We start from the raw sequence: 22,913 nt of genomic DNA, 5'->3' as shown, positions 1-22,913 counted from the left end.
TGGCTGGCATGGGGGAAGGGGAAACCTCGTCAGGGATCAGGGAAAATTTGCTTTCTTGCCGGAAGTGCTCGCGGTTGGTGGGGTTTCGGGAAAGCTGTGCGCTGCGGGTGCCCCCCCGTTTCCGGGAGGAGGTGGCGCGGCACGGTTTTTGGGCCAGGCCGGTGCCGGCTTTTGGAGACCCCAACGCTTTTTTGGCCATCGTCGGTTTGGCTCCAGCGGCCTTTGGTGCCAACCGCACCGGGCGGATGTTCACCGGCGATCGCTCCGGGGACTTTCTCTACGCCGCGCTGCACCGCTTTGGGCTGGCGTCGCAAGGGGAAAGCCGGCACCGGGAGGATGGGCTGGCGCTTTTTGGGGTTTTTATCACGGCGGCCTTGCGCTGCGCGCCTCCCAAAAACCGGCCCCTCCCTGCCGAGCTGGCCGCCTGCCGCCCCTTTCTGCAGGCGGACCTTGCAAGCCTTTCCCGCCTGCGGGTGATTCTGGCGTTGGGCGGCATTGCTCATGAGGCGGTTTTGGCGGCCTGGCCGGGTGGGTGTCCCAGGCCCAAACCCAAATTTGGCCATGGCCGCGAGCACCTGCTAGCGGGAGGTGTGGTGCTGGTGGATTCCTACCACGTTTCCCAGCAAAACACCTTCACCGGTCGCCTCACCGCCGCCGCCTTCGATACAATCCTGGCGCGCTGTTTGCAGCTGGCGGGGGAGGAGAGCCACCATGGTGCAAGCCGAAGGTAAAACCTTTCCGTTTGTGGGGGAGGAGGCCATCCGGCCGGATTTTTTGGAGACCTTTGCTTACGAGTACCCGCAGCGGGAAGCGGAAATCACCATTGAAACCGATGAGTGGAACTGCGTGTGCCCGTTTTCCGGGCTGCCCGACTTTGGAACCCTGGTGATCCGCTACGTTCCCGACCGTCTTTGCCTCGAGCTCAAGTCCCTGAAGTACTACCTCACCTCCTTTCGCCAGGTGGGGATTTACCAGGAGCACGCTGCCAACCGCCTGCTGGAGGATTTGGTGCGGGCGGTGCAGCCCAAGCGCATGGAGGTCACCCTGGACTACCGGCTGCGGGGCGGCATCCACACGGTGGTTACGGTGCGCTACCCGGATGCGGGCGGCAAGGCGTGACCCGATGCCGGTGCACTAGGATCCACACCCCGTCCTCGCGTTTTTCGAAAACGTCGGTGGAAAAGCCTTCGCTCTTGCCGGCTTCCGGCCCGCCTTTGACCTGCCGCACGAAGCGGTAGGTCACCACGGCGCTGGCGCCGTACACGCGGGCGTTCACTTCCTGGAACAGCAGGCGTGTGACCACAGCTCCAGCTTCGCGCAAGCTGCGGAGGGGCTCCAGGAAGGCAGCTCGGCCGGAAAGCCTGCGGCAGCCCTCCACCAGGGTCATGGAGTAGGCCACCAGAGGCTCCAGGTGGTCGGCATCCAGAAACATTTCCCCCTTCCGCAGCTCCTCAAGGGTTTGGAGGACCTGCGCCTCTGGCGGTACCTCCGGTGGTGTCTCCGGCGTAGGCGCTTGCAGGGTGGCGAGCAAAAGCAAGAGCGCAACCATGGGGGCATTGTAGCTTTGCGCCGAAAGCTTTAGCCTTTGCCGGTGCGCAAACTCAACCCGCGGCAGTGGGCGTGGTGCTGGTACGACTGGGCCAACTCCGCCTTTGCGTTGGTGTGCATGACCGCGCTTTTGCCGCCGCTGTTGGTGCAGGCGGCCAACCGCCAGCTGGGGGCTCCGGCCGGAACGGTGGCCTGGGGGTGGCTGGCCACTGCGGGCCTGGCGGCAAGCCTGGCGGTCACACCGCTTTTAGGGGCCTTTATGGACTCCCGGGCCAAAAGACGGCAGATGCTGGCGGTTTTAATTGCCTGCGGCGCTGTTTCCTGCGGTTTGGTGGGCTTCTTTCTCGACGGGCACTGGCTCTGGGCGGGGGTTGCCTACGTTTTGGGCGCCACCGCTTTTGTCCTGGGCAACGTGGCTTACGACTCATTGCTGGTGGGGATAGCCCCGCGGAACGAGCTGGACCAGGTTTCGGCCTGGGGGTACAGCTTAGGCTACATCGGGGGAGCGCTGGCGCTCATCCTGGCGCTTTCGCTTTGGCGTGGAGGGCATACCTTCTGGGCCTTTGCTGCGGTGGGTGTTTGGTGGGCGGTGTTTTCCCTGCCGCTTTTTGCTCTGGTGCCCGAGCCTCCGGCGGGCAAGCCCAGGCCCTGGCAGGTGCTTCGGGAAAGCTTTGCCAGGCTCAAACAAAACCCCAACGCTTTTCGTTTTCTCCTGGCTTACTGGCTTTACAATGACGGCATCGGCACGGTGATTAAGATGGCCGGGGCTTACGGCGGGGAGCTGGGGATCCCCCTGGCTCACCTGGTGGGGGCTTTGCTGGTGGCCCAGTTAGTAGGGGTGCCGGCCACCCTGGCCTTTGGCTGGGGGGCGAGGAGGGTGGGGTGCAAGAAGCTCATCCTTGCGGCCCTTTTGGTGTACCTGGCGGTGGGGCTTTGGGGCGCTCGGCTTGCCCACGCTTGGGAGTTTTGGGTTTTGGCGGTGGCCGTGGGCCTGGTGCAAGGGGGTGCGCAGGCGCTTTCCCGCTCGCTCTTTGCGCGCTTTGTCCCGGCCGGGGCCGAAGCGGCGTTTTTTTCGTTTTTTGACGTTTCTGCGCGGCTGGCCGGAATTGCGGGGCCGGCGGTCTTTTCCGTTGCTACACAACTCGCCAATAGCCCCCGGGCGGGCGTTTTGGCCACCACCGCCTTTTTTCTGGCAGGAGGATGGCTCCTTTTGCGCGTCGCTGAGCCGGGGGAGGGCGACGGGGCTCGGTGAAACCGTAAAGCCCTAGCGAGCGAGCCGGGCGCCCGGGTGTAGCTTTAAAGTGGCCCGCGCACTGAAGGTATAATCCCCCAGAATTTTTGCACCGAGGCCCAAGGGCTCGGTTGCCGGGGAGGGAAGGCATGGCTGGAAGTGCTCTTTTGATCTCTTTGGTGATTGGTTTTTCGCTTTTTGGCCTTTTGGTGGCCTATTACCTGGTGCGCTGGGTGATGGCCAAGGACACCGGGTCCGAGGCGATGCAGCGCATCTCCAACGCCATCAAGGAAGGTGCGGAGGCCTTCCTGCGCCGGCAAAACCGCACGATCCTGCTGTTGGCTGCGGTCTTTGCCGCGGTTTTGTTCATTGGCTACGGCTTTGTGCGCCAGTCGCGGGAGTTTGATCCGGTGGGGAGCTCGCTGCAGCTGGCGCTGTGGATTGCCCTCTCGTTCATCTTCGGGGCGCTGTGCTCGGTGTTTGCTGGCTACGTGGGGATGTGGGTTTCCATCCGCTCCAACATCCGCACCGCCACCGCCGCTCTTTCCAGCCTCAACGAGGCCCTGCGCATTGCCCTCCGGGGTGGGGCGGTTTCCGGGCTTCTGGTGGTGGCCATGTCGCTTTTGGGTGTGGCCGGTCTTTACGCGCTGGTTTCCACCGTGGGCGGTGTGGAACCCACCAAGGTGCCGCTGTTGATTGTGGGTTATGGCTTTGGCGCTTCCTTTGTGGCTCTTTTTGCCCAGCTGGGGGGCGGGATTTACACCAAAGCTGCCGATGTGGGCGCTGACCTGGTGGGCAAGGTGGAGGCCGGTATTCCCGAGGACGACCCCCGAAACCCGGCGGTGATTGCCGATCTGGTGGGCGACAACGTGGGGGACTGCGCCGGTCGTGGTGCCGACCTTTTTGAGTCCACCGCGGCCGAAAACATCGGCGCCATGATCCTGGGTGCCTCCCTGGCGGCGGCCGCCCAGAAGCAGGGCATTGAGTTTTCCATGGGAGTGGTGGGGGTGATGATGTTCCCCCTGGTGGCCCGCGCCTTTGGAATCCTGGCTTCGGTGATTGGCATTCTGGCGGTGAAGATGGACAAGGAAGAGCGCATGGACCCCATGGAGGCCTTAAACCGCGGGTACTACCTGGCGGTGGCTCTGGCCATGGCTGGCTTTGCCGGTGCCACCTACTGGCTTCTTTCCAGCCCGGCCGCGCCAAACGCCTGGTGGCACTTCTTCCTCTGCGGTGTCATTGGGGTTTTGACCTCGGTGGCCTTCGTGTACATCACCCAGTACTACACCGAGTACCGCTACCGTCCCGTGCAGTCCATTGCGGAGGCGTCCACCACCGGACCGGCCACCAACATCATTGCCGGTGTGGGCGTGGGCTTCGAGTGCACCTGGATGCCGGCGGTGGTTATGGGTGCGGCGCTTCTGGCTTCCTACTGGTTGGGTGAGACCTCCGGCCTTCCCCACGCCGGTCTTTTCGGCACCGCTGTGGCCACCATGGGCATGCTGGCCACCGCGGCTTACATCCTGGCCATGGACACCTTCGGTCCCATTACCGACAACGCCGGCGGCATCGTGGAGATGTCCCAGCAACCCGAGGAAGTGCGGCGCAAGACCGACCGCCTGGACGCCGTGGGCAACACCACCAAGGCGCTTACCAAGGGCTACGCCATTGGCTCGGCAGGGTTGGCGGCGTTCTTGCTGTTCCAGGCGTACATGGACGAGGTGAAGAACTACGCCGGTTTGGGGGAGTCGGCGCCCTTTGTGGTGAACCTGGCCAAACCGGTGGTGTTCGTGGGGGCCCTTTTGGGCGCCATGCTGGTGTTCCTGTTCTCGGCGTTGGCCATTCGCGCGGTGGGGAAGGCGGCCCAGTCCATCATTGAGGAGGTTCGCCGCCAGTACGCCAACCTCCCCCGGGAAAACGACATCATCGTGTTTCCGCCCAACTTCAAGCCCGACTACGGCTCCTGCGTGGACATCGTCACCAAGGCCGCGCTGAAGCGCATGGTGGCTCCGGGGCTTCTGGTGGTGCTCATGCCGGTGGCGGTGGGCGTGGTGTTCCGCATCTTCATCCGCCCCGATGACCCGCTGATTTCCGCGGAAGCGGTAGCAGGCCTTCTCATGGTGGGCACCATTGGCGGCATCCTGGTGGCGCTGTTCTTGAACAACGCCGGTGGCGCCTGGGACAACGCCAAGAAGTTCATTGAAACCGGGGCCCACGGTGGCAAATACCTCATGACCCCCGACGGCAAGCGCATGAAAAACCCCACCCACGGTGCAGCCGTGGTGGGCGATACGGTGGGGGATCCGTTCAAGGACACCGCGGGTCCTTCTCTGCACGTGCTCATCAAGCTGCTTTCCACCATCACCCTGGTTTTGGCGCCGCTGTTCATTTAGAAAATCCGGAGGCGGTGAGAACACTGCGGGGCGACCGGTGGGTCGCCCCAAATTGTGTTCAAACCTGATTGTTTCGGACCGAAGGCTGAGGCTCGCCGGCAATGAGCAAGCTTTCCAGCCGCTCCCGCAGTTCCGGGCCGAAGCTTTGGGGTCGGCCCTGGCTGTAGTCGTAATGGACCTGCACGGTTTCCCCATCGGCGGCCAGTTCCCCGCTGGCCCATACGCGGTAGGCGATGGTGAAGGAAGAGCGCCCCACGTGGCTTACCCACAGCTCCACCTCCAGCATGTCGTGGAGGCGAATGGGGCGACGGTAGTTGACGGCCACCCGTGCCACCACGAAGGGGAAGTCCACCTCCTTGGCGAAATCCCGGAACTGGGAAAGCCAGAAGCGGGTGCGTGCCACCTCCAGGTAGGTGACGGTGACCGCGTTGTTCACGTGACCCATGGCGTCCAAATCGCGGAAACGCACCTCAATGGGGTAACGGAAAACTCGCTCCATAGCGGAAACCTCCAGTTTCAAGCCCGTCGCAGAGCCAGGGCCCGCAGGCGGTTAAGGCAGGAACGCGCCGCCTTTCTTCCAGCCTCCACCGCTTCGGTAAGCCGACGGAACTCCGACCAGTGCATGCCCCAAACCTCCGGGCGGATCACCAGGTCCGCGGAAGCCACCAGCACCTGCCGGAGGCGGGCGTGGGTCATGACGTTGGCGCGCATGAGCACCCGGGGCACCGTGATGCGCCTGGGGTCTTCGTCAGGATCGGGGAGATCGCCCACGTCCACCGCCACCACCGGTCGTGGGACCAGGCCCCGGGCTTCCTCCACCGGCACCTCCGCCACCACCCCGCCGTCCAGCACGTAGCGGCCGTCCAGGCCATAGGGAGGCACCACTCCGGGGACTGCAGAAGAAGCTGCCACTGCCTGCCGCAGATCCCCCCGGGTTAAGGCCACAGCCTTGCCGGTGGCAAAATCGGTGACCACCGCCGCAAACGGTTGGGGCAGGGATTCGATCCTCGCTTGGGGGATCAAGAACGCCACCGCGCGCTCCAGGTCTTCATGCTCCACCAACCCCCGTCGGTGCAGCGCCAGGGCCACCTGTGCCCCCTGCTGGAGGCGCTGGGCAAAGGACAGAAGCAGGTTATCGCGGCTGGAAACCTCCTCGGTGAGCCGCACCTCGGGCAGGTGCGAGGGGAAGTCGGAAGCCAGAAACTCCTCCCACCGCTTGACGACCTCTTGGGTGTTTCCCAGGGTGAGCCACATGGCCCCCACCACCGCGCCCGCGCTGGTTCCGGCGATACCCGCCACCGGGATACCCGCCTCTTCAATGACCTCTAAAACCCCCAAGTGGGCCAGGCCCCGAGCCCCGCCCCCTCCCAACGCCAGCACCACACCCTGGCGGGGACCGCGGCGGAACAGGAAATCCAGAAAACCCACAGGCTGAAATACTAGCGCAGCAATGCCAGAAACGCGCGGGGTGGCGCTCGCTTGATAGCCTTTGGGACCTTGTACCGACAAAGAACTTGTCGTATCGTGAGCAAGACCCCGGCGGCTGGCCGGGAACGGAGGGTCTCATGGCGTTCCTCCCGTGGGCTATTGGCGTTTTCGTTGTGGTTTTGGCCTTTGCGCTCTGGGCCTTCAATTACCGCAAGGTAGGTCCCAACCAGGTGCTGGTCATCTCCGGCCGCACATCCACCGTCATCGAGCCCGATGGGCGAAGGCGCAGGGTGGGCTACCGCCTGCAGGTGGGGGGCGGGACCTTTGTGATGCCGCTTTTGGAATCGGTGCAGGTTTTGCCCCTGGACGTCATTTCCGTTTCCATCCGCTGTCCCGAGGTCCTCACCGCCCATGGGGTGATCATTGCCGCGGAAGCCTTTGGTCAGGTCAAGGTGTCTTCCGACGAGCGACGGCTGCACCGGGCGGTGGAGAACTTCCTTTCCCGAGGCACTGCAGGCATTGCTGCCGTGGCCCAGGAGGTTCTGGAAGGGCACATGCGCGCAGCCCTGGGGACCATGGCGGTGGAGGAAATTTACTCCCAGCGCGACCGCTTTGCCGAACGGGTGCGCAGCGCCGCGCAGGCGGATTTTGACCGCCTGGGCCTGGAGCTCCTGGCCTTTTCCCTGAAGGACATCACCGACAGCCAGGGCTACCTTGAGGCTTTGGGGGCCCGCCGCATTGCCGAGGTCAAGCGCGATGCGGCCATTGCCCAGGCGGAAACCGAGCGCGACGCCACCATCCGTGCCGCCCAGTACCGCAAGGAAGGGGACGTGGCGCGGCTGGCTGCGGAAGCCGAACTGGCGGCAGCCACCCGGGATTTTGAAATCCAGCGGGCGGAGTTCCAGGCGGCGGTGAACGCCAAGCGAGCGCAAGCGGAGCTGGCCTACGAGCTGGAGCGGGCCAAGCTTTTGGAGCAGGTGAAGCGCCAGGAGTACCAAATCAAGCTGGTGGAAAAGGAGCTGGCCACCAAGCTGGAGGAGCAGGAAATTGCCCTGCGTGAAAAGCACCTGGACGCCACCGTCAAGCGGCCGGCGGAAGCGGAAGCCTACCGCGCCAAGCTGGAGGCGGAAGCCGAAGCCTACCGCAAGGAACTGGAAGCCAAGGGGCGAGCCGCGGGCCTGCGGCTGGAAGCCCAGGTGCGCGCGGAAGCGTTGCGGGAGCAGGGAAAAGCCGAAGCCGAAGCCATGCGGGAAAAGGCCGCGGCGTGGCGGGACTACACCCAGGCCGCTTTGGCCGAGATGGTCATTCAAAAGCTGCCGGAGCTGGCCCGGGCGGTGGCCGAGCCGCTGTCCAAGGTGGACCGCATCGTCATGGTGGGGGATGCTTCCGGTACCAGCAAGCTCACCGGTCAGGTGGCCGAGGTGTTGGCCCAGCTGCCCACTGTGGTGGAATCGCTCACCGGTGTGAAGCTTGCCGACTTTTTGGCGCAAAAAACCGCGCCAAAAGAAGAGAAGGACTCGTAAGGGAAAAGACGTACCATGCCCTCGGAGCGCGCGAACCAAATTCAGCTTTCCCCCACCATGCGCATTGCCGCCCGGGCCCTGGCCATGAAGGCCCAAGGCATTGACGTGGTGGATTTTTCGGTGGGTGAACCGGATTTCCCCACACCTGAAAAGATCAAGAAGGCGGCCAAGCAGGCGCTGGATGCCAACTTCACCAAGTACACCGCCAACGACGGCATTCCTGAGCTGCGTCAGGCCATTTGCCGCAAGCTGGAACGGGAAAACGGCCTGCGCTTTTCCCCCGACGAGGTGCTGGTGTCCCCGGGGGCGAAAGCCGCGCTCTTTTGCGTGGTCATGGCCCTGGTGGACGAAGGGGACGACGTCATCATCCCCAGCCCTTGCTGGGTTTCCTACCCCGACCAGGTGCGTTTGGCCAAGGGCAACCCCGTGTTCGTGCGCACCCGGGAAGAGGATGGCTTCCACCTTAGGGCCCGGGACCTGGCGGAGGCCATCACCCCCAACACCAGGGTTTTGATCCTCAACTACCCCTGCAACCCCACCGGCGCCGTGTACACCCGCGAGGAGCTGGAGGAAATCGGCGAGATTTGCCGGAGGGAAGGGATTTGGGTCATCGCCGACGAAATTTACGAAAAGCTTATTTACGACGGGCGCCGCTTTACCTCCATTGCCGCCGCAGTGCCGGCGCTGGCCAAACAGACCGTCATCATCAACGGGTTTTCCAAGGCCTTTTCCATGACCGGCTGGCGCCTGGGCTACGCCGCTGGTCCCCGGGAGATTATTGCCGCCGCCTCCAAGATCCAGTCGCACAACACCTCCAACGCCACCTCTTTCGTGCAAAAAGCCGGGGTGGTGGCGCTGGAGGAGTGCGAGCTGGAGGTGGAGCGTATGCGGGTGGAGTTTGAGCGGCGGCGCAACCTGGTGATTCAGGGTCTGTCGCGCATCCCCGGTCTTTCTTGCCCGGTTCCGGAAGGGGCGTTTTACGCCATGCCCAACGTCAGCCGCTTTTTGGACAAGGAGTTTTCCGGCTCTCCGGTGCGCAACACCTACGGCCTTGCCTACTATCTGCTGAAAGAGGCCAAGCTGGCGGTGGTTCCGGGGGATGCGTTCATGGCCCCGGAGCACATCCGCATTTCCTTTGCCACCTCCGAGGAGCGCATCCGCGAGGGGCTGAAACGCTTGAGCGATGCTTTAGCCAAGCTGGAGGAACCCAAGCGGACCAGGCCGCGGGTGCTCAACAACGTCATCACCAAGGTCAACGACTACCTGCCCGTCCGTCCCATCCGCGAGCTTGCCGAACGCAACGCGCTCCTGGAGGAAGCGGAGCGCTCCCTGCCGGCGGATAGCCTGTTCGTCTGGAACGCATTGGTGGGTGGAGTGGTGGTGCAGCTGCGCACCAACTCCCCGCATCTGGCGGACTTCTTTCAGGAGAACTTCTGGCCTTCTCCCCTGGAAGGGGGGCCCGAGCCCCACGCTGTGGTCTACGCGGTTAAAGAGGCCCCGGGGAGGGAGCCCTCGGCAGCGGTGAGCTTTGCCACCGACACGGGTTTTGTTTGGAACACCGCTTTTTACGGCCAAACCCGGGAAATGGCGTTGCTTTTAGCGGCGGAAGTGGTGGCCCGCACCCAGGGGGCCCTCTGGGCCCACGGGGCAGCGGTGGCTCTGGGTGAAAGGGGCGTTCTGGTTTTTGGCGCACCGGGGAGTGGCCGGACGGCCCTTTTGGCGCAGCTCCTGCGGGAGCACGGGGGGCGGCTTTTGGCCGCCGACGGGGTTCTGGTGCGCTTTGGGCCGCGGGCCACGGTGCTGGACGGCCTTGAGCGGAAGCTCTACCTGAAAGCAAAATGGACCAGGCACCTGCCCACGCTGAGCCGGTTTTTTGATCGCGCCAAGCTGGAAAACATGGCCACCGAGCGCGCGCTTTGCACCGTGGACCACGGTGAGCGCGATTGCCCCCTGGATTTGGGTGCTCCCGTGTGCCTGGAGGCCTCGGCTAAGGGTCGGATGATGCTGGATCCGTTCTGGCTAGGGGGGACCCGTCAGGCGGAAGCGGCAGCGGTGGTTTTCCTGGCCAAGGACCCCTTGACCGCCAGGCCACGCCCCCTCTCGCCCGAGGACGCCCTGCGGCTTTTGGCCAGCGGCAGCTTGCCGGGGCAGGTAGGAGCTGCCCGTCCCTATTTGAACCCGCACCTGCCGCCGTTGGCCGCGGAGCAGGAGCAGCGCATGCGGGCGCAGTATGCCCGGCTGCTGTCGCAGGTGAAGAGCTTCCTTCTCCCCGCGGATCTTTCCCCGGAGGCCGCGGCCCAGCAGCTTTTGGCTCTTCTGGCGTAGGAAACGGCTAGGTTGAGGAGCTACCGGCAAGCTGCGATGCAGCTGAAGGTCTGCCCGGAGGGGGTGCGGACGGTTTTCCCTTCTGAGGTCTCCTCCTTCTGGTAGCCCGCAAGCGAAGGCATCACCGCGGCCAGGGCCCGCCGGGCACGCCAGCGGGAGAGGTGGAACTCCTGCCAGGGTGCCGGGGCGTTCCAGTTCCGGTGACGCCAGGTCCAGCAGATAAGCGAGGCTCCCAGCGCTTCCCGGCTGCTCTGGGGCAGGCGGGGATCCTGGAACAAACGGCTCATAGCGGGAACGGCGTCGGAGGAAAGGTACGCCAGGTAAGCCACGTCCAAGTTGGCCCCGGAAGCAAACCTCGCCACGTTGGCCCTGGCTACCCGGGCGTCAACGCTGGAGGCCACGAGATGGGCGGAAAAACCAACGGCCGAAAGCAGCAAACCGTGAACCACCCACCGCCTGGCCTTGGCCAGCTCCAGCGCCAGCACTGCTCCCAACGCCACCCCAATCCACACCATGAGGGTGTGAGCGTAAAGCCGGGCACGGGTAAAACCGTAAGCTTCCTCGTAAAGGCCCAGGCGCTGGAAGGCCGAAAGCAGGATCACGCCCACCAGCAAAACCAGCAGCACCGAAAGCGCTAAAAACAGGCGCTGCCCGCGTGCGCTTTGCTGCTCGGTGGACCTTTGCAAGCCCAGGATCAGCACCAAACTCAAGAAGGCCACAGCCAGCAGCTCGCCAAACCCGCGACGGGCGTACTCGGAATAGGTGAGCCCGAGCTCCTCCAGGTTAGCCTTGCCCGCAAAGAAATAGCGAACCTGAATAAGCACGAAGAAGGAAAACAGCACATCCACCGCGGCCAGCACCACGTTGGCCTCGATTCCCCCGAGGAACGAAGAAACGGTCCCATGCTGCCGGCTTTGGGCTGGCTCTTTTTCGGTTTCCCGGGCCACGAAGGTAAAGACACCCACCAGCAGGTACGCCCCAAACAGCATGTAGCTCAAGCGAAAAACCGCTTCCGCCAGAGCCCGGAAGGAAAACCATGAAGCGAGATACCGGGCAAAAACCGCATCGGCTCGTGCAAGGAGCAAAGCAAAAAGGCCTGTTACCGGCAGCGCCACCAGCAGGCCGCGCACCACCGGCGCTATCCAGCCCGGTTTGGGTGCCGGCTCGCCTTGCCCCGGCGATGGGTTAGGGGATCGGTAAATGAAGCCGTGAGCCACGGCGGTGGTCAGCAACTTCAAGAAGGACCACAGGGTTTGCCAGACGTCCGTCCGCCACCATTCGCTTGTCCGGTAGTACACGGCCAGGAGGCCCATGAAAAGCAAAACCCAGGCACAGCTCAGCACATGCGCCAGCGGTTCCAGCCTACAGAACGACCCCCAGGCGAAAAACCCCAACGGCAGGACCAGGAGAAACACCGAGGGGGCCGGCCGGTGGCCCTCCTTTCCAAGCACCAAGAACCCCCCAGCTACGCAAAGAACGGCAAAGAGGGGAAAGTTGATGCCGTGGTCAACGTTCCAAAAGAGCCTATCGAACGCTAGGGCCAGGAGCCCCGCCACAAGCCAGTACCTCGATCGCTCTTTCACCGGCTCCTCCGCAACCGTTTTACCACCGTGCCTACCGCGGGCACCATCCCGCTTTTCCTGTACCCACCAAACCCGACTTTAACCATGCACGTTGCCCCTTGCTAAAGAAAAAACCATGCCCACAAGACAAAGCAGCGACGCCACCCAGAGGTTGGCCTGCATCCCGGGCACCAAAAGCTTTCCGGCTTGCGTATCGAGGCTGCTCGCGGGGAGGAAGAAGCTGGCCAGAACCAGGCTTCCGGCCTGGCCGGTGAGCCTCATGAGCGCCAGGGTGGCGGAAGCCGCCGAAAGCAACTTGGTTGGAGCCTGGCCCATCACCGCATGGGTGTTGGGGGATGAAAACAGCGCAAAGCCAATGCCTAAAAGCGCAAGCCCCGAGATTACCTGGAAAAGCGAAACCCGGAGTTGGGCAGAGCTCAACACCAGCAAACCCCCGGCGGTGAGGGCCATGCCGGCGGAGGCCACCCACCGCGGCTCCCACCGATCCGAGACGCTGCCGGCCACGGGGGAAAGCAGCGCCATGAGCAGCGGCTGGGCGAGGAGGAGAAAGCCGGTGGCCTTGGGGGAAAGCCCGCCCACCACCTGCAGGTAAAGGGCCAGGAACAGCGAAACCGAAAAGGTAGCGGCGTAATGGATCAACGCCGCCAGGTTGGAAAAGGTAAAGGCGGTGTTGCGAAAAAGGGCTGGCTCCAGGGGTAAGTTCGAGGAACCCCGGAAGGAAAGGACAACGGCAATGGCTCCCAGTGCGGCCAGGGCGGCAAAGCGCCCCTGAACGCGGGTCATGGCCAGGCCACCCAGGACCAGGGAAACGCCTGCGGCAAAAAGCCAGAGGCTGGCGGGCTGAGCCACGCCTTCCCGCGGGCTCTTTTCCCTCCCCCAGGGACGGGCCAGAGCCCAACCGCCCAGAGCCAAGAGCGCTGAAGCGCCAAAGACGCTGCGCCAGCCTAGGTGCTGGGTGAGCAGGCCGCCGGTGGGGGGCCCCAGGGTAAGCCCCAGGTACACCGCAGCGGTGTTGGCTCCCAGGAGCTTCCCCTTTTGCCCCGCCGGTGCCACCTGGGCCACCAGAGCCACGGCGGTGGCAAAGGTAGCGGCAGCAGCCACCCCTTGCGCTGCCCGCACCAGCAAAAGCGCCGGCACCGACCGGGTAAAGATCGCTGCCGCCGAGCAGAGAGCTTGTCCCAAAAGCCCCCAGGTGAACACCCGGGCGCGGCCGCAGGCATCGGCCCAGCGTCCCAGGGGCACCAGCATGCCGGCGGCGGCAATGAGGAAGGCGTTGACGATTAACCCAAGCTCAAAGGCGGTGGCCTGGAGCTCCCGGCCAATCACCGGCAGGGCCACGTTCAGGGAGGACCCCAAAAAAGGCGGTAAGAACGAACCCAGAGCTGTAGCCCACAACAGCGGACGGTGATCTTGGATGAAACCCGCAGGGCTTGCCGTCTGCACGCCAAGAGTTTACGCGGTGCAGTGGCCTTACGTTGCGCTAGCTCTCCGAGGCAGCCTCGGCAGCACCGGCGGAGCCGCTAGCCCCCGCGCGGCAGCGGCGTTCCACCTCGGGGACCAGGCGCTGGCGGATGGCGTCGCGGACCGTGCGATAGGCCTCTTCCTGTATCTCCCGAGGTCCCCCCACCAGGGCAGGGTCAGGGAACGAAATGTGGATTTGTTCCTTGGCGCCGGGAAAGTAGGGGCATTCTTCCCGGGCGCTGTCGCAAACGGTGATGACCAAATCCCAGGTGTCATTGGCAAATTGGGCCACCGATTTTGACCGCTGGCGAGAAATGATGACTCCTTCTTCGGCCATGACCTTGATGGCCATGGGGTGAACATACCCCGCCGGGTGGGTCCCCGCAGAGGCCACCTCCACGCGGTCACCCAGGAGGTGACGCACCCAGCCTTCGGCCATTTGCGAGCGGCAGGAGTTGCCGGTGCAGAGGATCAAGACCCTGTATTTCTGCATTTCAACCCCCGGGACAGTTTATCAGCTAATCGCCAATGATCTTGATGAGCACCCGCTTGGGCCTTTGCCCATCGAACTCGCCGTAAAAGATCTGCTCCCAGGGGCCAAAGTGCAGTTGGCCGTTGGTGATGGCCACCACCACCTCGCGGCCCATGATTTGCCTTTTGGCGTGGGCGTCGCCGTTGTCCTCGCCGGTGCGGTTGTGTTCCCACCGCTTCACATCGTGGGGGGCCAGCTCCTCCAGCCAGCGGGCGAAGTCCCGGTGCAAGCCCGGTTCGTCGTCGTTGATGAAGACGCTGGCGGTGATGTGCATGGCGTTCACCAGGCAAAGCCCTTCCCGCACCCCCGATTCGGCTACGGCCTTTTCCACCTCCGGGGTGATGTTGATGAAGGCCACCCGGGTGGGCGTGTGGAACGTCAGGGTTTTGGTGTAGGACTTCATGGGCCTTTTGCCTCCCTGCAAACTGTAACTTACCCGGCAAGGCCCACGTACAATGGGCCCGTGAGCGAAGACACCCGCCGGGTTTTGCTGGTGGCAGCGGTGCTGGTCCTGTTGGTGGCCGCGGTTTTGGCGTTTTGGCGCCGGCACGAGAGTCTTCGCCCGCAGCTTCTGCAAGCTGCCGTGGTGTTCTGGGTGGAGGGTGAGGAGTGGGCCAGCGACGACGTGGGACCGCGCCAACCCCAGGAGCGGGTCTGGGCCGGTGTGTTGCTGCAGTTTCGCCAGGGGAAAAAACCGGCGCGTTTTCTGTGCCCCTTTCCCAAGGTCCGCTGGCAAGGGCAGGAGCTGCACCCGGAGCCTTTGGCCGCCTGGCCCTCGGCGTATGGGTTTTTGAAAGCCCAGTGGTTCACGCTGGAGCCGGCTTTCTTCGGCTGGGAAGGCGTCAACGCCGGAAGTGCTGACAAGCTTGCGTACGGGGAGTTTGCCGCCCCGGAAATGGGGAGCGAGCTCAAAGCGCCAGTCACCAGCGAAGCCCACAACGACGACTTCCTCACCCAGCCCGTGGCCGGCAACACCTTAATTGGGGGTGTGACCCGCTTCAAGGTCAAGGTGGGTGCCTACGCCCGCCCGCAGGACCTTCTCCCCTGGGCCAGCGTTTCCTCCCCGGGGGCCAGGGAGGTGGCGGAGGTTCCCGCTCTCTGGCGGTTGGCCGAGGTTCCGGAAGGCGTGAACCCCAGGGTGAGCCTGGCCTTTCGCCGTGGGGTTTTTAGCTTTGCACCGGGGGTTTGGCCCGAGGGCGGCCCCGGTTGGCCCCTGCCCCTTTCCCCCCGGGAGCTGGTGGTGCGGCACCTGATCATGACCCCCCAGGCGGTGGCGGCCCTGGCGGCGGTGGGGGATCCCCTGGCGGAGCCGTGGGGACCGCCGCAGCGGTTGGTGGTGGGGGATGGGCTCTGGCTTTCGGAGGGTGGGCGGCCTTTGCGTTGGCGGAACGATGTGCTTCCCGGGGATGCGGTGAGCTGGTCCGGGCGGTGGGCGGTGCTGTGGGCCGATGACGGCAACGGCACCCTGGACTTTCCAGACACCGTGCTTCTGGCGTGGATGCAGCCCCCCCGGCTTTTGACCTTGGGTGAAGTGGCTGCCGCAACCCGCAGCCTGGAGCTGCGCCGGGTGGTGAGGGGGGCACCGTGAGCTCCCGGGGCCTGGTGGTTTTGGCGGATGGAGCCCAGGCGGCCTTTTGCGCCGGGGTGGTGGCGCAGCTTACCGCTTCCGGCCGCCGGTGGGGGGAAGCTGCCGCTGCTGGGCTTGCGGCGCAGGTGGCGCTTTTGGCTCTGGCCGGAGAAGCCGAGGAGGCGGCCCGGCGCTTTTTGCGTCTGGCCCAGGAGGGGGCGGCGTTGTTCCGTCCGGCCTTGGCCTACGCCCGCGAGGGTCTCAACGAGGGTTTCCTGCTGCTGCCCGATCCTTTCCGCCTTTCCGGGTGGCTTTCCCCGGCGGCCCTGGGGGAGTACCTGGCCCCGGAAACGGCCCTGGCGGGAAGGGTCAAGCTTTGGCTTTGCACGGAAGACCTGGCCTCCGGCCAGAGGGGCTGGAGGGAGCTCACCCACGGCGGGAGGCTTTCCGAGGCAGCGGCTTTCCCCTGGGGCTTCCCGCCGGCTGCTGGCCTTTGGGGTGGAGTAGGGGCCTGTGCGGAGCTGGATTTCCCGCCGCTTTCCTCGCCGGAGGTGGACGTGGTGTGTGGGTTTCCGTGGCCAGCGGTGGAGCGGCCGGGCCTCGGTAACGCCCTTTTGGCCACCGTGCAACGGCGGGAGGAAATTGCCGCCGCCTTGACCGTGACGCGGTGGGCTGGCCAACGTTCTGGGTTGCAGGTCTTTGCCCCCACCCAGGAGCAGTACGCGGCTTTTACCCGGCGGGATGGGGCTTTGTTGGGGGTGGAGTACCCGCTGCCGGTGGAGCACAACGCCGAGCTGGTCTCCCTCATGGTGGAGTTTGGCCGCTTCGTCGGCGCGCAACAGGGAGGGTAAGCATGCGCTTTTTAGCCGGAGTTCTTACGGTTGGATTGGCAGTGGCGGTTCACGGTGAAGAGGTGCGGTTGGCCCGTTTCCCGGCCCCTTCGCCGGATGGGCAAACGGTGGTTTTTAGCTGGCAGGGCGACCTGTGGGCGGTGCCCGCCCAGGGGGGGCGAGCCCAGCGGCTCACCGCCGACCCCGGCTACGACTGGGGCGCCGTTTGGGATGCCAGCGGGCGCTTTTTGGCTTTTGCTTCCGATCGGGAGGGCAGCGACGACGTGCTGCTGTTGTCCTGGCCCGAAGGGAGGACCAAGCGTTTGACCTTCCACGAAGCGGCCGACATTCCCCAGGGCTTCCAGGGCTCCGGGGTAGTGTTCGTTTCCCGCCGCCATGAGGCGTGGAACCGCAAAAACACCGTCTACACCGTGGCGGTCACCGGGGGCACCGAAAAGCTGCTCACGAAGATCCTCGCCCTGGAGGCGGTGCCCTCGCCGGATGGGCGTTTTCTCGCCCTGGTACGCGGTAGCACCCCGGACAGCCGCCGGCATTACCGGGGTTCGGCCAACCGCGACCTCTGGCTTTTGGAGCTGCAAACCGGAAACCTGGTGAGGCTTACCGAAACCCTGTGGGATGAGGATCACGTCTCCTGGGCCGGTAGCGACGCGTTGATTTTCCGTTCGGACAACGGTGGCGATGACCGCAACGTGTTCCGCCTGAACCTCGCCGACCGCAAGCTCACGCAGCTCACCCACCACCAGGGCGGGGACGTGCGCTACCCCAAGGCCTCGGCCAACGGGGCCATCGTGGCCTACGAGTTTGGCGATGGGCTTTACGTGGTTTCCGCCAGTGGCGGCGAGCCCCGGCGCCTGGCGGTGGAGGTGGCCACCGACGCGCTGGAAGACGACATGGAGCGGGCAGTGCTGCGGGATCAAGCCTCAGAGGTGGTGCCCTCTCCCGACGGCAGCCAGGTGGCCCTGGTGGTGCGCGGGGACGTGTACGTCACGGCCAGGAGGAGCAAGGAGCTTTCCGCCATTTCCGGGCCGGTCACGGTGCGGGTGACCCACACGCCGGCGTGGGAAAGGGATGTGACCTGGACCCCCGATGGCAAAGCCCTCTTTTACGCTTCCGACCGCTTTGGCCAGTACGACCTCTTCCGAGCGGAGCCGGCCAGCGGCAGCTCCTTCGTGAAGGCCACCTCGTTCCGGGAGGAGCGGTTGACCGCGTCCGATGAAGACGAGCGCAAGCCGCGGGTTTCCCCCGACGGCAAGCTCCTGGCGTACCTGGTGGGGAAGGGGAACCTCACGGTCGCCGAGCTTTCCGGCCGCAACCCCAGGACGCTTTTCACCCACTGGGGGGACGTGGAGTTTGCCTTTTCCCCGGATAGCCAGTGGATTGCCTTTTCCCGCGACGACGAGCACTTCAACACCGATATCTTCATCATCCCCGTGGCCGGCGGGCAGGCGGTAAACGTGAGCCAGCACCCGGACGAGGACCGCAACCCCGTATGGTCCCCGGACGGCCGGCGTCTCTACTGGCTTTCCCGTCGGCACGAGCGCACCTTCGACCTGTGGGCGGTGTACCTCACCAAGGCCGACCACGAGCGAACGCCGGAGCAATGGGTAGCGCTCTTCGAGGAGGAAGACAAGGCGGCCAAGAAGGATGAGGCCAAGGGCGAAAAAAAAGTCACGGTGCGCATTGACTTTCCGGGCATCAACGAGCGGGCCCGGGCGGTCACGGAGCTTCCGGGTGACGAGGGCGAGTTTGTGGTGGCCAGCGATGCCCGCACCGTGGTTTTTGTGGCCGAGCCCGATGGCCAACGGGACCTCTACAAGGTGCGGTTTGACGGGAAGGAGCTCAAGCGCCTCACCGAGTCGGACGCCCGGCCCTCGCAGTTGGCCTTCCTCAAGGAGGGCAAGCTGGTTCTGTACCGGGGGGCCAAGGGCACGGTGGAAAGCGTGAATCTGGAAGGCAAACCGGGGGACCCGGTGAAGTTTGAGGCGCTCTTTACCGTGTCGCGGAGGGCTTTGCGCGCCCAGGTGTTCCAGGAAGCCTGGCGGGAGCTGGATCGCAACTTCTACGATCCGCACTTCCACGGTTACAACTGGCGGGCCATCGGTGAGCGCTACCAGAAGCTCAGCGATGTGGCCTTTGCCGACCGCGATTTCGAGCAGGTGGTGAACTGGATGCTGGGGGAGCTCAACGCCTCCCACATGGGCTTCCGCCGCAACGAACGGGGGGAGCCGGTGCAAACCGGCGTGCTGGGTGTGGAGGTGGAGCCCGCTGCCGACGGCCTGGGTGTGATCGTTACCGAAGTGCTGGAGGATACCCCTGCGGCCCGGGAGGACGTGGGCCTTAAGGTGGGGGACCGCATCCTGGCGGTGAACGGCGAACCCGTGAACGCCCAGCGCAACTTCTTCGCGCTTCTGGAAGGCATGGTGGGCCACCCGGTGAGGCTCACGGTGAAAAACCCGGCGGGGGAGCGGGAGGTTACCGTTAAACCGGCCAGCTTGGACGAGGTGCGGCAGGCCCGCTACCGTGCCTGGGTGAAGGAGCGGCGGGCCATCGTGGAGAAGCTTTCCGGCGGCAAGCTGGGCTACATCCACATTCAAGGCATGGACGCGCCTTCCCTGGAGGAGTTCCAGCGGGAGCTGTTTGCCGCCGCGTCCGGCAAGCAGGGGCTTTTAATTGACGTGCGCAACAACGGCGGCGGCTGGACCACCGATTACCTCATGGCCATCCTCAACGTGAAGCGGCACGCCTGGACCGTCCCCCGGGGCATGGACCCGTCCCTTCGCGGTTACCCCCAGGACCGCCTGCCGTTGCCGGCGTGGACGCGCCCGGCGGCAGCCCTTTGCGACGAAGCCAGCTACTCCAACGCCGAAATCTTCTCCTGGGCGTTCAAGACCTTAAAACGCGGGCCGCTGGTGGGCATGACCACCTTTGGGGCGGTAATTTCTACCGGTGGCACCCGCTTAATTGACGGTTCCTTCGTGCGTTTGCCTTTCCGCGGCTGGTACGTGGCGGGTTCGGGGATCAACATGGAGCGCCAGGGCTGTGAACCCGACGTTTTGGTTTTCCAACCGCCCCAGCAGGATTTGGACAAGGAGAACGACGCCCAGCTGGCCAGAGCGGTGGAGGTGCTTTTGGCCCAGCTCCCCGCCGATCCCAGGGACCTGCCGTGGTAGCTGGGCAGCAGCGAAAAGAGGGTTTTTCAGGCCTGGCCTGCGGCTAAAAAAAACCGGGGCCTTGCGGCCCCGGGTCGTACAGAAGGGTGAGGAGGTCAAAGGCCCAAACTGAAGCCCAGGTAGTAATGCCGCGGGGCTGCGGGGATGAACTGTGGCTCCCCGTAGTCCACGTAGCCAAAGGCGGTGTACTTCTTGTCCAGGAGGTTGTTCACCCGGAGCTCCGCACCGAGCTGAGAAAGCCCCAGGGTGGTGGCCAGCTCCGGCAGCGGGCGGCGGAGGGTGAGGTCCACCACCGCAAAGCCAGGGTTCACCAGCGGCACGTAGCCCGGCTGGCGGCGGGCCTCGGGGTTCTTGCGGTTGTCCTGGGTGTTGTCCAGGTAAAAGCGGTCCACGGCCCGCAGGGTAAGGGCGGCCTGGAAGCCCGCCAGCTGGCCGCGGGCGGTGACCAGCAGCAGCGTGTCGGGATAGCCGGCAATGCGGTTGCCGTCGTAAGAGGTGAACGTGCCGTCATAGCCGTACTCGCGGTAGCGGGTAAAGGTGTTGCGGGAAAGCGTGAGCGCCGCATCCACACCAAAGTTGGGTGAAGGCGACCAGCTCCCCTCCAGCTCCAGGCCCTTGTGCACCGAGCGCGCGCCGTTGCCGTAAATGGGCACGCCGCTGTCATCGAGAGCGCCGGCCCACACGATTTCGTTGGCAAAGCGCATGTAAAAAGCGTTAACGCGGGCGGAAAAGCGCTCGCCCCGCAGGCGGTAGCCGGCCTCCCAGTCCCACACGTCCTCGGGGTCCAGGTACGCCCGGGTGCCGTAGTAGTCCTGGGGGTCGTAAAGCTGGCGGAAGTTGGGCTCCCGCATGCCCCGGGCCACGTTGAGATAAGCCTCCTGCCCTTCCTTCACCCGCCACAAAAGCCCCGCTTGCGGCAGCAGGAAGTCAAAGTTGTCGGTAAAGGCCTGCCCCTTGAGCCGGTCCTTGGAAAGCTCGTAGCGGTGATGGGCGTAGCCCAAACCGGCTACCGCCAGGAGGTCATCGGTAAGCCTGTACGAGGCCTTGAGGCGAAGAGCTGAGCTCTGCTTGTCCACCTGGTAGTCGTAGTAGCGGCGGTTGGGGGGAACGCCCGGCGGGTAGTACTGGGCCCAGGTCACCTGCCCGTAGTGGTGGGCCTTGTGGAGGCGCAGCTCACCGGCCAGCTCCAGCGCCCAGTTGCCCTTTTGCCAGGAAAGGGTAGGCACCCAGCCGGCATCCCACTCGTCCACCGTGCGCCGGCGCACCAGGTCGGTGCGGCGGATGACGGTGCCGTCGGGCAACGTGATGTTGGGCAGGTTGTACTCCACCAGCTTGCGGTTGGTCTTGAACTGATCGTAGTAGCCGTCCCCCTGGAACAGGTAAAACGTTTGCGTGAGTTCGGTGTTGGGGGAAAGCCGCAGCTCGGAAATTAGCTGGAAATGGGGCTGGTGGAAGTTGTCAATTTCTCCGGGGTAGGTCAGGGGGTTGAACTTACGGTCCCTATCCGCATTTCCGGTGCGCCCACCTTCCAGCACCGACTTGGGGATGCCGTAGTACGCCAGGTGGGTTTGCTCGGGACCCCCGAAGAGCACCAGCCGGGTGCGGGAGCGCTGGCCGAAGTGGCTTAAGGAGAAAAAGTAGTTCCACATGTCCACCCAGGACTGGTCGCGGTAGCCATCGGTAGTGATCTTGGAGTAGCGGGCGGTAAGGGCCCACTGTCCGCCCACCAGGCCCGAGTCGTAGCGCAACGTGAGCCTCTGGGTGTTGTAAGAGCCGGCCCCCAGGTGCAACTGGAAGGAAGGCTCCATGCTGGCGGGGGCGGTGGTGATGTCCACCGCGCCTCCCATCCCCGAAAGCCCGAAAACACCGCGCTGCACCTGAATGTCCCCGGCGGTGGCCAGAAAATCGGCCAGGTCAATGAAGAACAGCTCGCCCGACTCGGCGTCGTTGAGGGGAGCGCCGTTAAGGCTCACTCGGGTGCGGGCCTGGCCAAAACCGCGAATGGTGAAGTAGCTGTAGCCGATGCCGTGGCCGTTGTCGTTGTAGGCAAAAAACCCCGGCACCGTGGCTGCCAAAAGCATGGCGGGGTCCTGCCCGTAGTAGCTTTCCTCAATGCGCTCCCTGGGCAGGTTGGTGAAGGTGGCGGGGTCCTTGCCAGTTTGGGCGCGGCTGGCCCTCACCTCCACCTGCTCGGTAAACGGCCTCACCGGCGCCAGCGAAAGCTCCAGCGCCGGGGCGGGCAAGGTGACCCGCTGGTTTACGGGGTAATACCCCGGGTACGTCACCACCAGGGTGAGCTGGGCTTGCGCCCCCACCTCCAGCACGAACTGGCCTTGCCCGTCGGTGGTGGCGGAAAGCCCCAGCTCGCGCACCTCCAGCTTGGCCCCGGCCAGTGGTTTGCCGGTATCGCTGGCGAGCACGCGCCCTTTGAGCTCCGCCGCCGCCGTCGGGAGGGTGGTGGTGACCAACAAAAAAAGCGCCAAAACAACCTTTCTCATGGTTTCCTCCTCCCCCGGGCAGGCGGGGGAAAAGAGGTCGAGGTGGTTTGGCGCCTCGGCTCCGTTCCCTCCGCCGGTATGACCCGGATCAGGTTCCAAGGGTGTGATCTCAGCCCCGCACCATTCGCTCTGCACATTCGGCTTGCTATGCCCCCAGTAGCCCGTTATTGGCCGGTCCCTGGCAGGCACAGCGCACCGAAGCGAATGGTGCGGGGCACCCCTACGGATGCCTCACGTTTCGTGAGCTTTCAAAGAACCAAAAGCATACTAGGCCCGCCCTTCCGGCGTGTCAAGGTGGCGCTGCCCCCACGTGCGTGGGGACTCCGCTTCATCTTTTCGATGATGGCCTCGGTCTCGCGCGGTCCATCCCCACGTGCGTGGGGACTCCACTGGCACATGCACCGGGGCGAGGGCTTTTCGCGGTCCATCCCCACGTGCGTGGGGACTCCGCCTCCATGGCCTCCACCATGCCCAGCAACGCCGGTCCATCCCCACGTGCGTGGGGACTCCGCACGGGCGGCGCACAAGGGGGTGGCCACGACCGGTCCATCCCCACGTGCGTGGGGACTCCTAAATTTATACGCCGCTTTGGTTTGCGGGTCCGGTCCATCCCCACGTGCGTGGGGACTCCCAGCCGCCTATCATCCTGCGCCCCGCGATGGTCGGTCCATCCCCACGTGCGTGGGGACTCCCTGGAGCTGCTCATATTTGGCCTCAGAGATTTCGGTCCATCCCCACGTGCGTGGGGACTCCCAAAGCACCGTAGCCGACATGATGAATGTGGTCGGTCCATCCCCACGTGC

Annotated in this window: 17 protein-coding genes, 1 CRISPR repeat array and 1 riboswitch; of the genes, 9 read left to right on the top strand and 8 right to left on the bottom strand. The window is 64.6% G+C overall.

Annotated elements, in window-relative coordinates:
- The first annotated feature begins 8 nt into the window (after positions 1-8).
- Together EG19_RS08690 and queF are read left to right on the top strand one after the other, a co-directional pair.
- Positions 9-731, top strand: coding sequence for a uracil-DNA glycosylase (locus EG19_RS08690; protein WP_053335144.1), 723 nt, complete (start codon positions 9-11; stop codon positions 729-731).
- The gene (gene queF, locus EG19_RS08685; RefSeq protein ID WP_038049770.1) at positions 712-1,119 is read left to right on the top strand and encodes a preQ(1) synthase; all 408 of its coding nucleotides are present in this window, start codon (positions 712-714) and stop codon (positions 1,117-1,119) included. Before EG19_RS08690 ends, queF begins: the two co-directional genes overlap by 20 nt.
- Here queF and EG19_RS08680 read toward each other — a convergent pair.
- The gene (locus EG19_RS08680; RefSeq protein ID WP_038049769.1) at positions 1,082-1,549 is read right to left on the bottom strand and encodes a nuclear transport factor 2 family protein; all 468 of its coding nucleotides are present in this window, start codon (positions 1,547-1,549) and stop codon (positions 1,082-1,084) included. The two genes, queF and EG19_RS08680, sit on opposite strands and share 38 nt — an antisense overlap.
- A gap of 42 nt (positions 1,550-1,591) precedes the next feature.
- Between EG19_RS08680 and EG19_RS08675 the strand changes: the two genes are divergently transcribed.
- Together EG19_RS08675 and EG19_RS08670 are read left to right on the top strand one after the other, a co-directional pair.
- On the top strand, positions 1,592-2,800 hold the full coding sequence (locus EG19_RS08675) for an MFS transporter (protein ID WP_038049798.1): 1,209 nt from the start codon (positions 1,592-1,594) through the stop codon (positions 2,798-2,800).
- A gap of 128 nt (positions 2,801-2,928) precedes the next feature.
- Positions 2,929-5,172: a sodium-translocating pyrophosphatase gene (locus EG19_RS08670; protein WP_038049768.1), complete on the top strand. Its 2,244-nt coding sequence runs from the start codon at positions 2,929-2,931 to the stop codon at positions 5,170-5,172.
- A gap of 58 nt (positions 5,173-5,230) precedes the next feature.
- On the opposite strand, the gene EG19_RS08665 is transcribed toward EG19_RS08670, so the two are convergent.
- Positions 5,231-5,671, bottom strand: coding sequence for an acyl-CoA thioesterase (locus tag EG19_RS08665; protein WP_038049767.1), 441 nt, complete (start codon positions 5,669-5,671; stop codon positions 5,231-5,233).
- 17 nt (positions 5,672-5,688) lie between these two features.
- A complete protein-coding gene (locus tag EG19_RS08660; RefSeq protein ID WP_053335132.1) occupies positions 5,689-6,600 on the bottom strand; it encodes a patatin-like phospholipase family protein in 912 nt (303 codons plus the stop codon).
- A 137-nt stretch (positions 6,601-6,737) separates the two neighbouring features.
- Here EG19_RS08660 and EG19_RS08655 point away from each other — a divergent pair, with 137 nt between their 5' ends.
- Together EG19_RS08655 and EG19_RS13415 are read left to right on the top strand one after the other, a co-directional pair.
- Positions 6,738-8,123, top strand: a complete 1,386-nt coding sequence (locus tag EG19_RS08655) for a flotillin family protein (RefSeq protein ID WP_038049766.1) — start codon at positions 6,738-6,740, stop codon at positions 8,121-8,123.
- A gap of 15 nt (positions 8,124-8,138) precedes the next feature.
- A complete protein-coding gene (locus tag EG19_RS13415; protein ID WP_038049764.1) occupies positions 8,139-10,448 on the top strand; it encodes an aminotransferase class I/II-fold pyridoxal phosphate-dependent enzyme in 2,310 nt (769 codons plus the stop codon).
- Between the two features lie 20 nt (positions 10,449-10,468).
- Here EG19_RS13415 and EG19_RS12750 read toward each other — a convergent pair whose 3' ends face one another.
- From EG19_RS12750 to EG19_RS08630, 4 genes are all read right to left on the bottom strand, one after another.
- Entirely contained in the window at positions 10,469-12,031 is a 1,563-nt protein-coding gene (locus tag EG19_RS12750; protein WP_053335131.1) for a DUF4153 domain-containing protein, read from the bottom strand.
- Between the two features lie 78 nt (positions 12,032-12,109).
- Complete coding sequence (locus tag EG19_RS08640) at positions 12,110-13,474, bottom strand: MFS transporter (protein ID WP_081800055.1); 1,365 nt, start codon at positions 13,472-13,474, stop codon at positions 12,110-12,112.
- A gap of 37 nt (positions 13,475-13,511) precedes the next feature.
- Positions 13,512-13,985, bottom strand: a complete 474-nt coding sequence (locus EG19_RS08635) for an arsenate reductase ArsC (RefSeq protein WP_053335130.1) — start codon at positions 13,983-13,985, stop codon at positions 13,512-13,514.
- A gap of 25 nt (positions 13,986-14,010) precedes the next feature.
- On the bottom strand, positions 14,011-14,427 hold the full coding sequence (locus EG19_RS08630; protein WP_038049762.1) for a secondary thiamine-phosphate synthase enzyme YjbQ: 417 nt from the start codon (positions 14,425-14,427) through the stop codon (positions 14,011-14,013).
- A gap of 60 nt (positions 14,428-14,487) precedes the next feature.
- On the opposite strand from EG19_RS08630, the gene EG19_RS08625 reads away from it, so the two are divergent.
- The 3 genes from EG19_RS08625 to EG19_RS08615 are packed head-to-tail and all read left to right on the top strand — an operon-like array spanning position 14,488 to position 19,612.
- Positions 14,488-15,612, top strand: a complete 1,125-nt coding sequence (locus EG19_RS08625; RefSeq protein WP_038049761.1) for a hypothetical protein — start codon at positions 14,488-14,490, stop codon at positions 15,610-15,612.
- Entirely contained in the window at positions 15,609-16,442 is an 834-nt protein-coding gene (locus EG19_RS08620; protein WP_038049760.1) for a hypothetical protein, read from the top strand. Before EG19_RS08625 ends, EG19_RS08620 begins: the two co-directional genes overlap by 4 nt.
- Before the next feature lie 2 nt (positions 16,443-16,444).
- Positions 16,445-19,612, top strand: a complete 3,168-nt coding sequence (locus tag EG19_RS08615; protein ID WP_053335129.1) for a S41 family peptidase — start codon at positions 16,445-16,447, stop codon at positions 19,610-19,612.
- 95 nt (positions 19,613-19,707) lie between these two features.
- Here EG19_RS08615 and EG19_RS08610 read toward each other — a convergent pair whose 3' ends face one another.
- On the bottom strand, positions 19,708-22,110 hold the full coding sequence (locus EG19_RS08610) for a TonB-dependent receptor (RefSeq protein ID WP_152544001.1): 2,403 nt from the start codon (positions 22,108-22,110) through the stop codon (positions 19,708-19,710).
- Positions 22,111-22,158: 48 nt separating this feature from the next.
- A riboswitch (TPP riboswitch) is annotated at positions 22,159-22,342 on the bottom strand.
- Between the two features lie 126 nt (positions 22,343-22,468).
- Positions 22,469-22,863: a CRISPR direct-repeat array (repeat unit 30 nt; unit sequence CCGGTCCATCCCCACGTGCGTGGGGACTCC).
- Between the last annotated feature and the right edge of the window lie 50 nt (positions 22,864-22,913).

Origin of the sequence: Thermoanaerobaculum aquaticum, from assembly GCF_000687145.1 — a bacterium.
Lineage (GTDB): Bacteria > Acidobacteriota > Thermoanaerobaculia > Thermoanaerobaculales > Thermoanaerobaculaceae > Thermoanaerobaculum > Thermoanaerobaculum aquaticum.
This window is presented reverse-complemented; position numbering and strand designations above follow the sequence as displayed.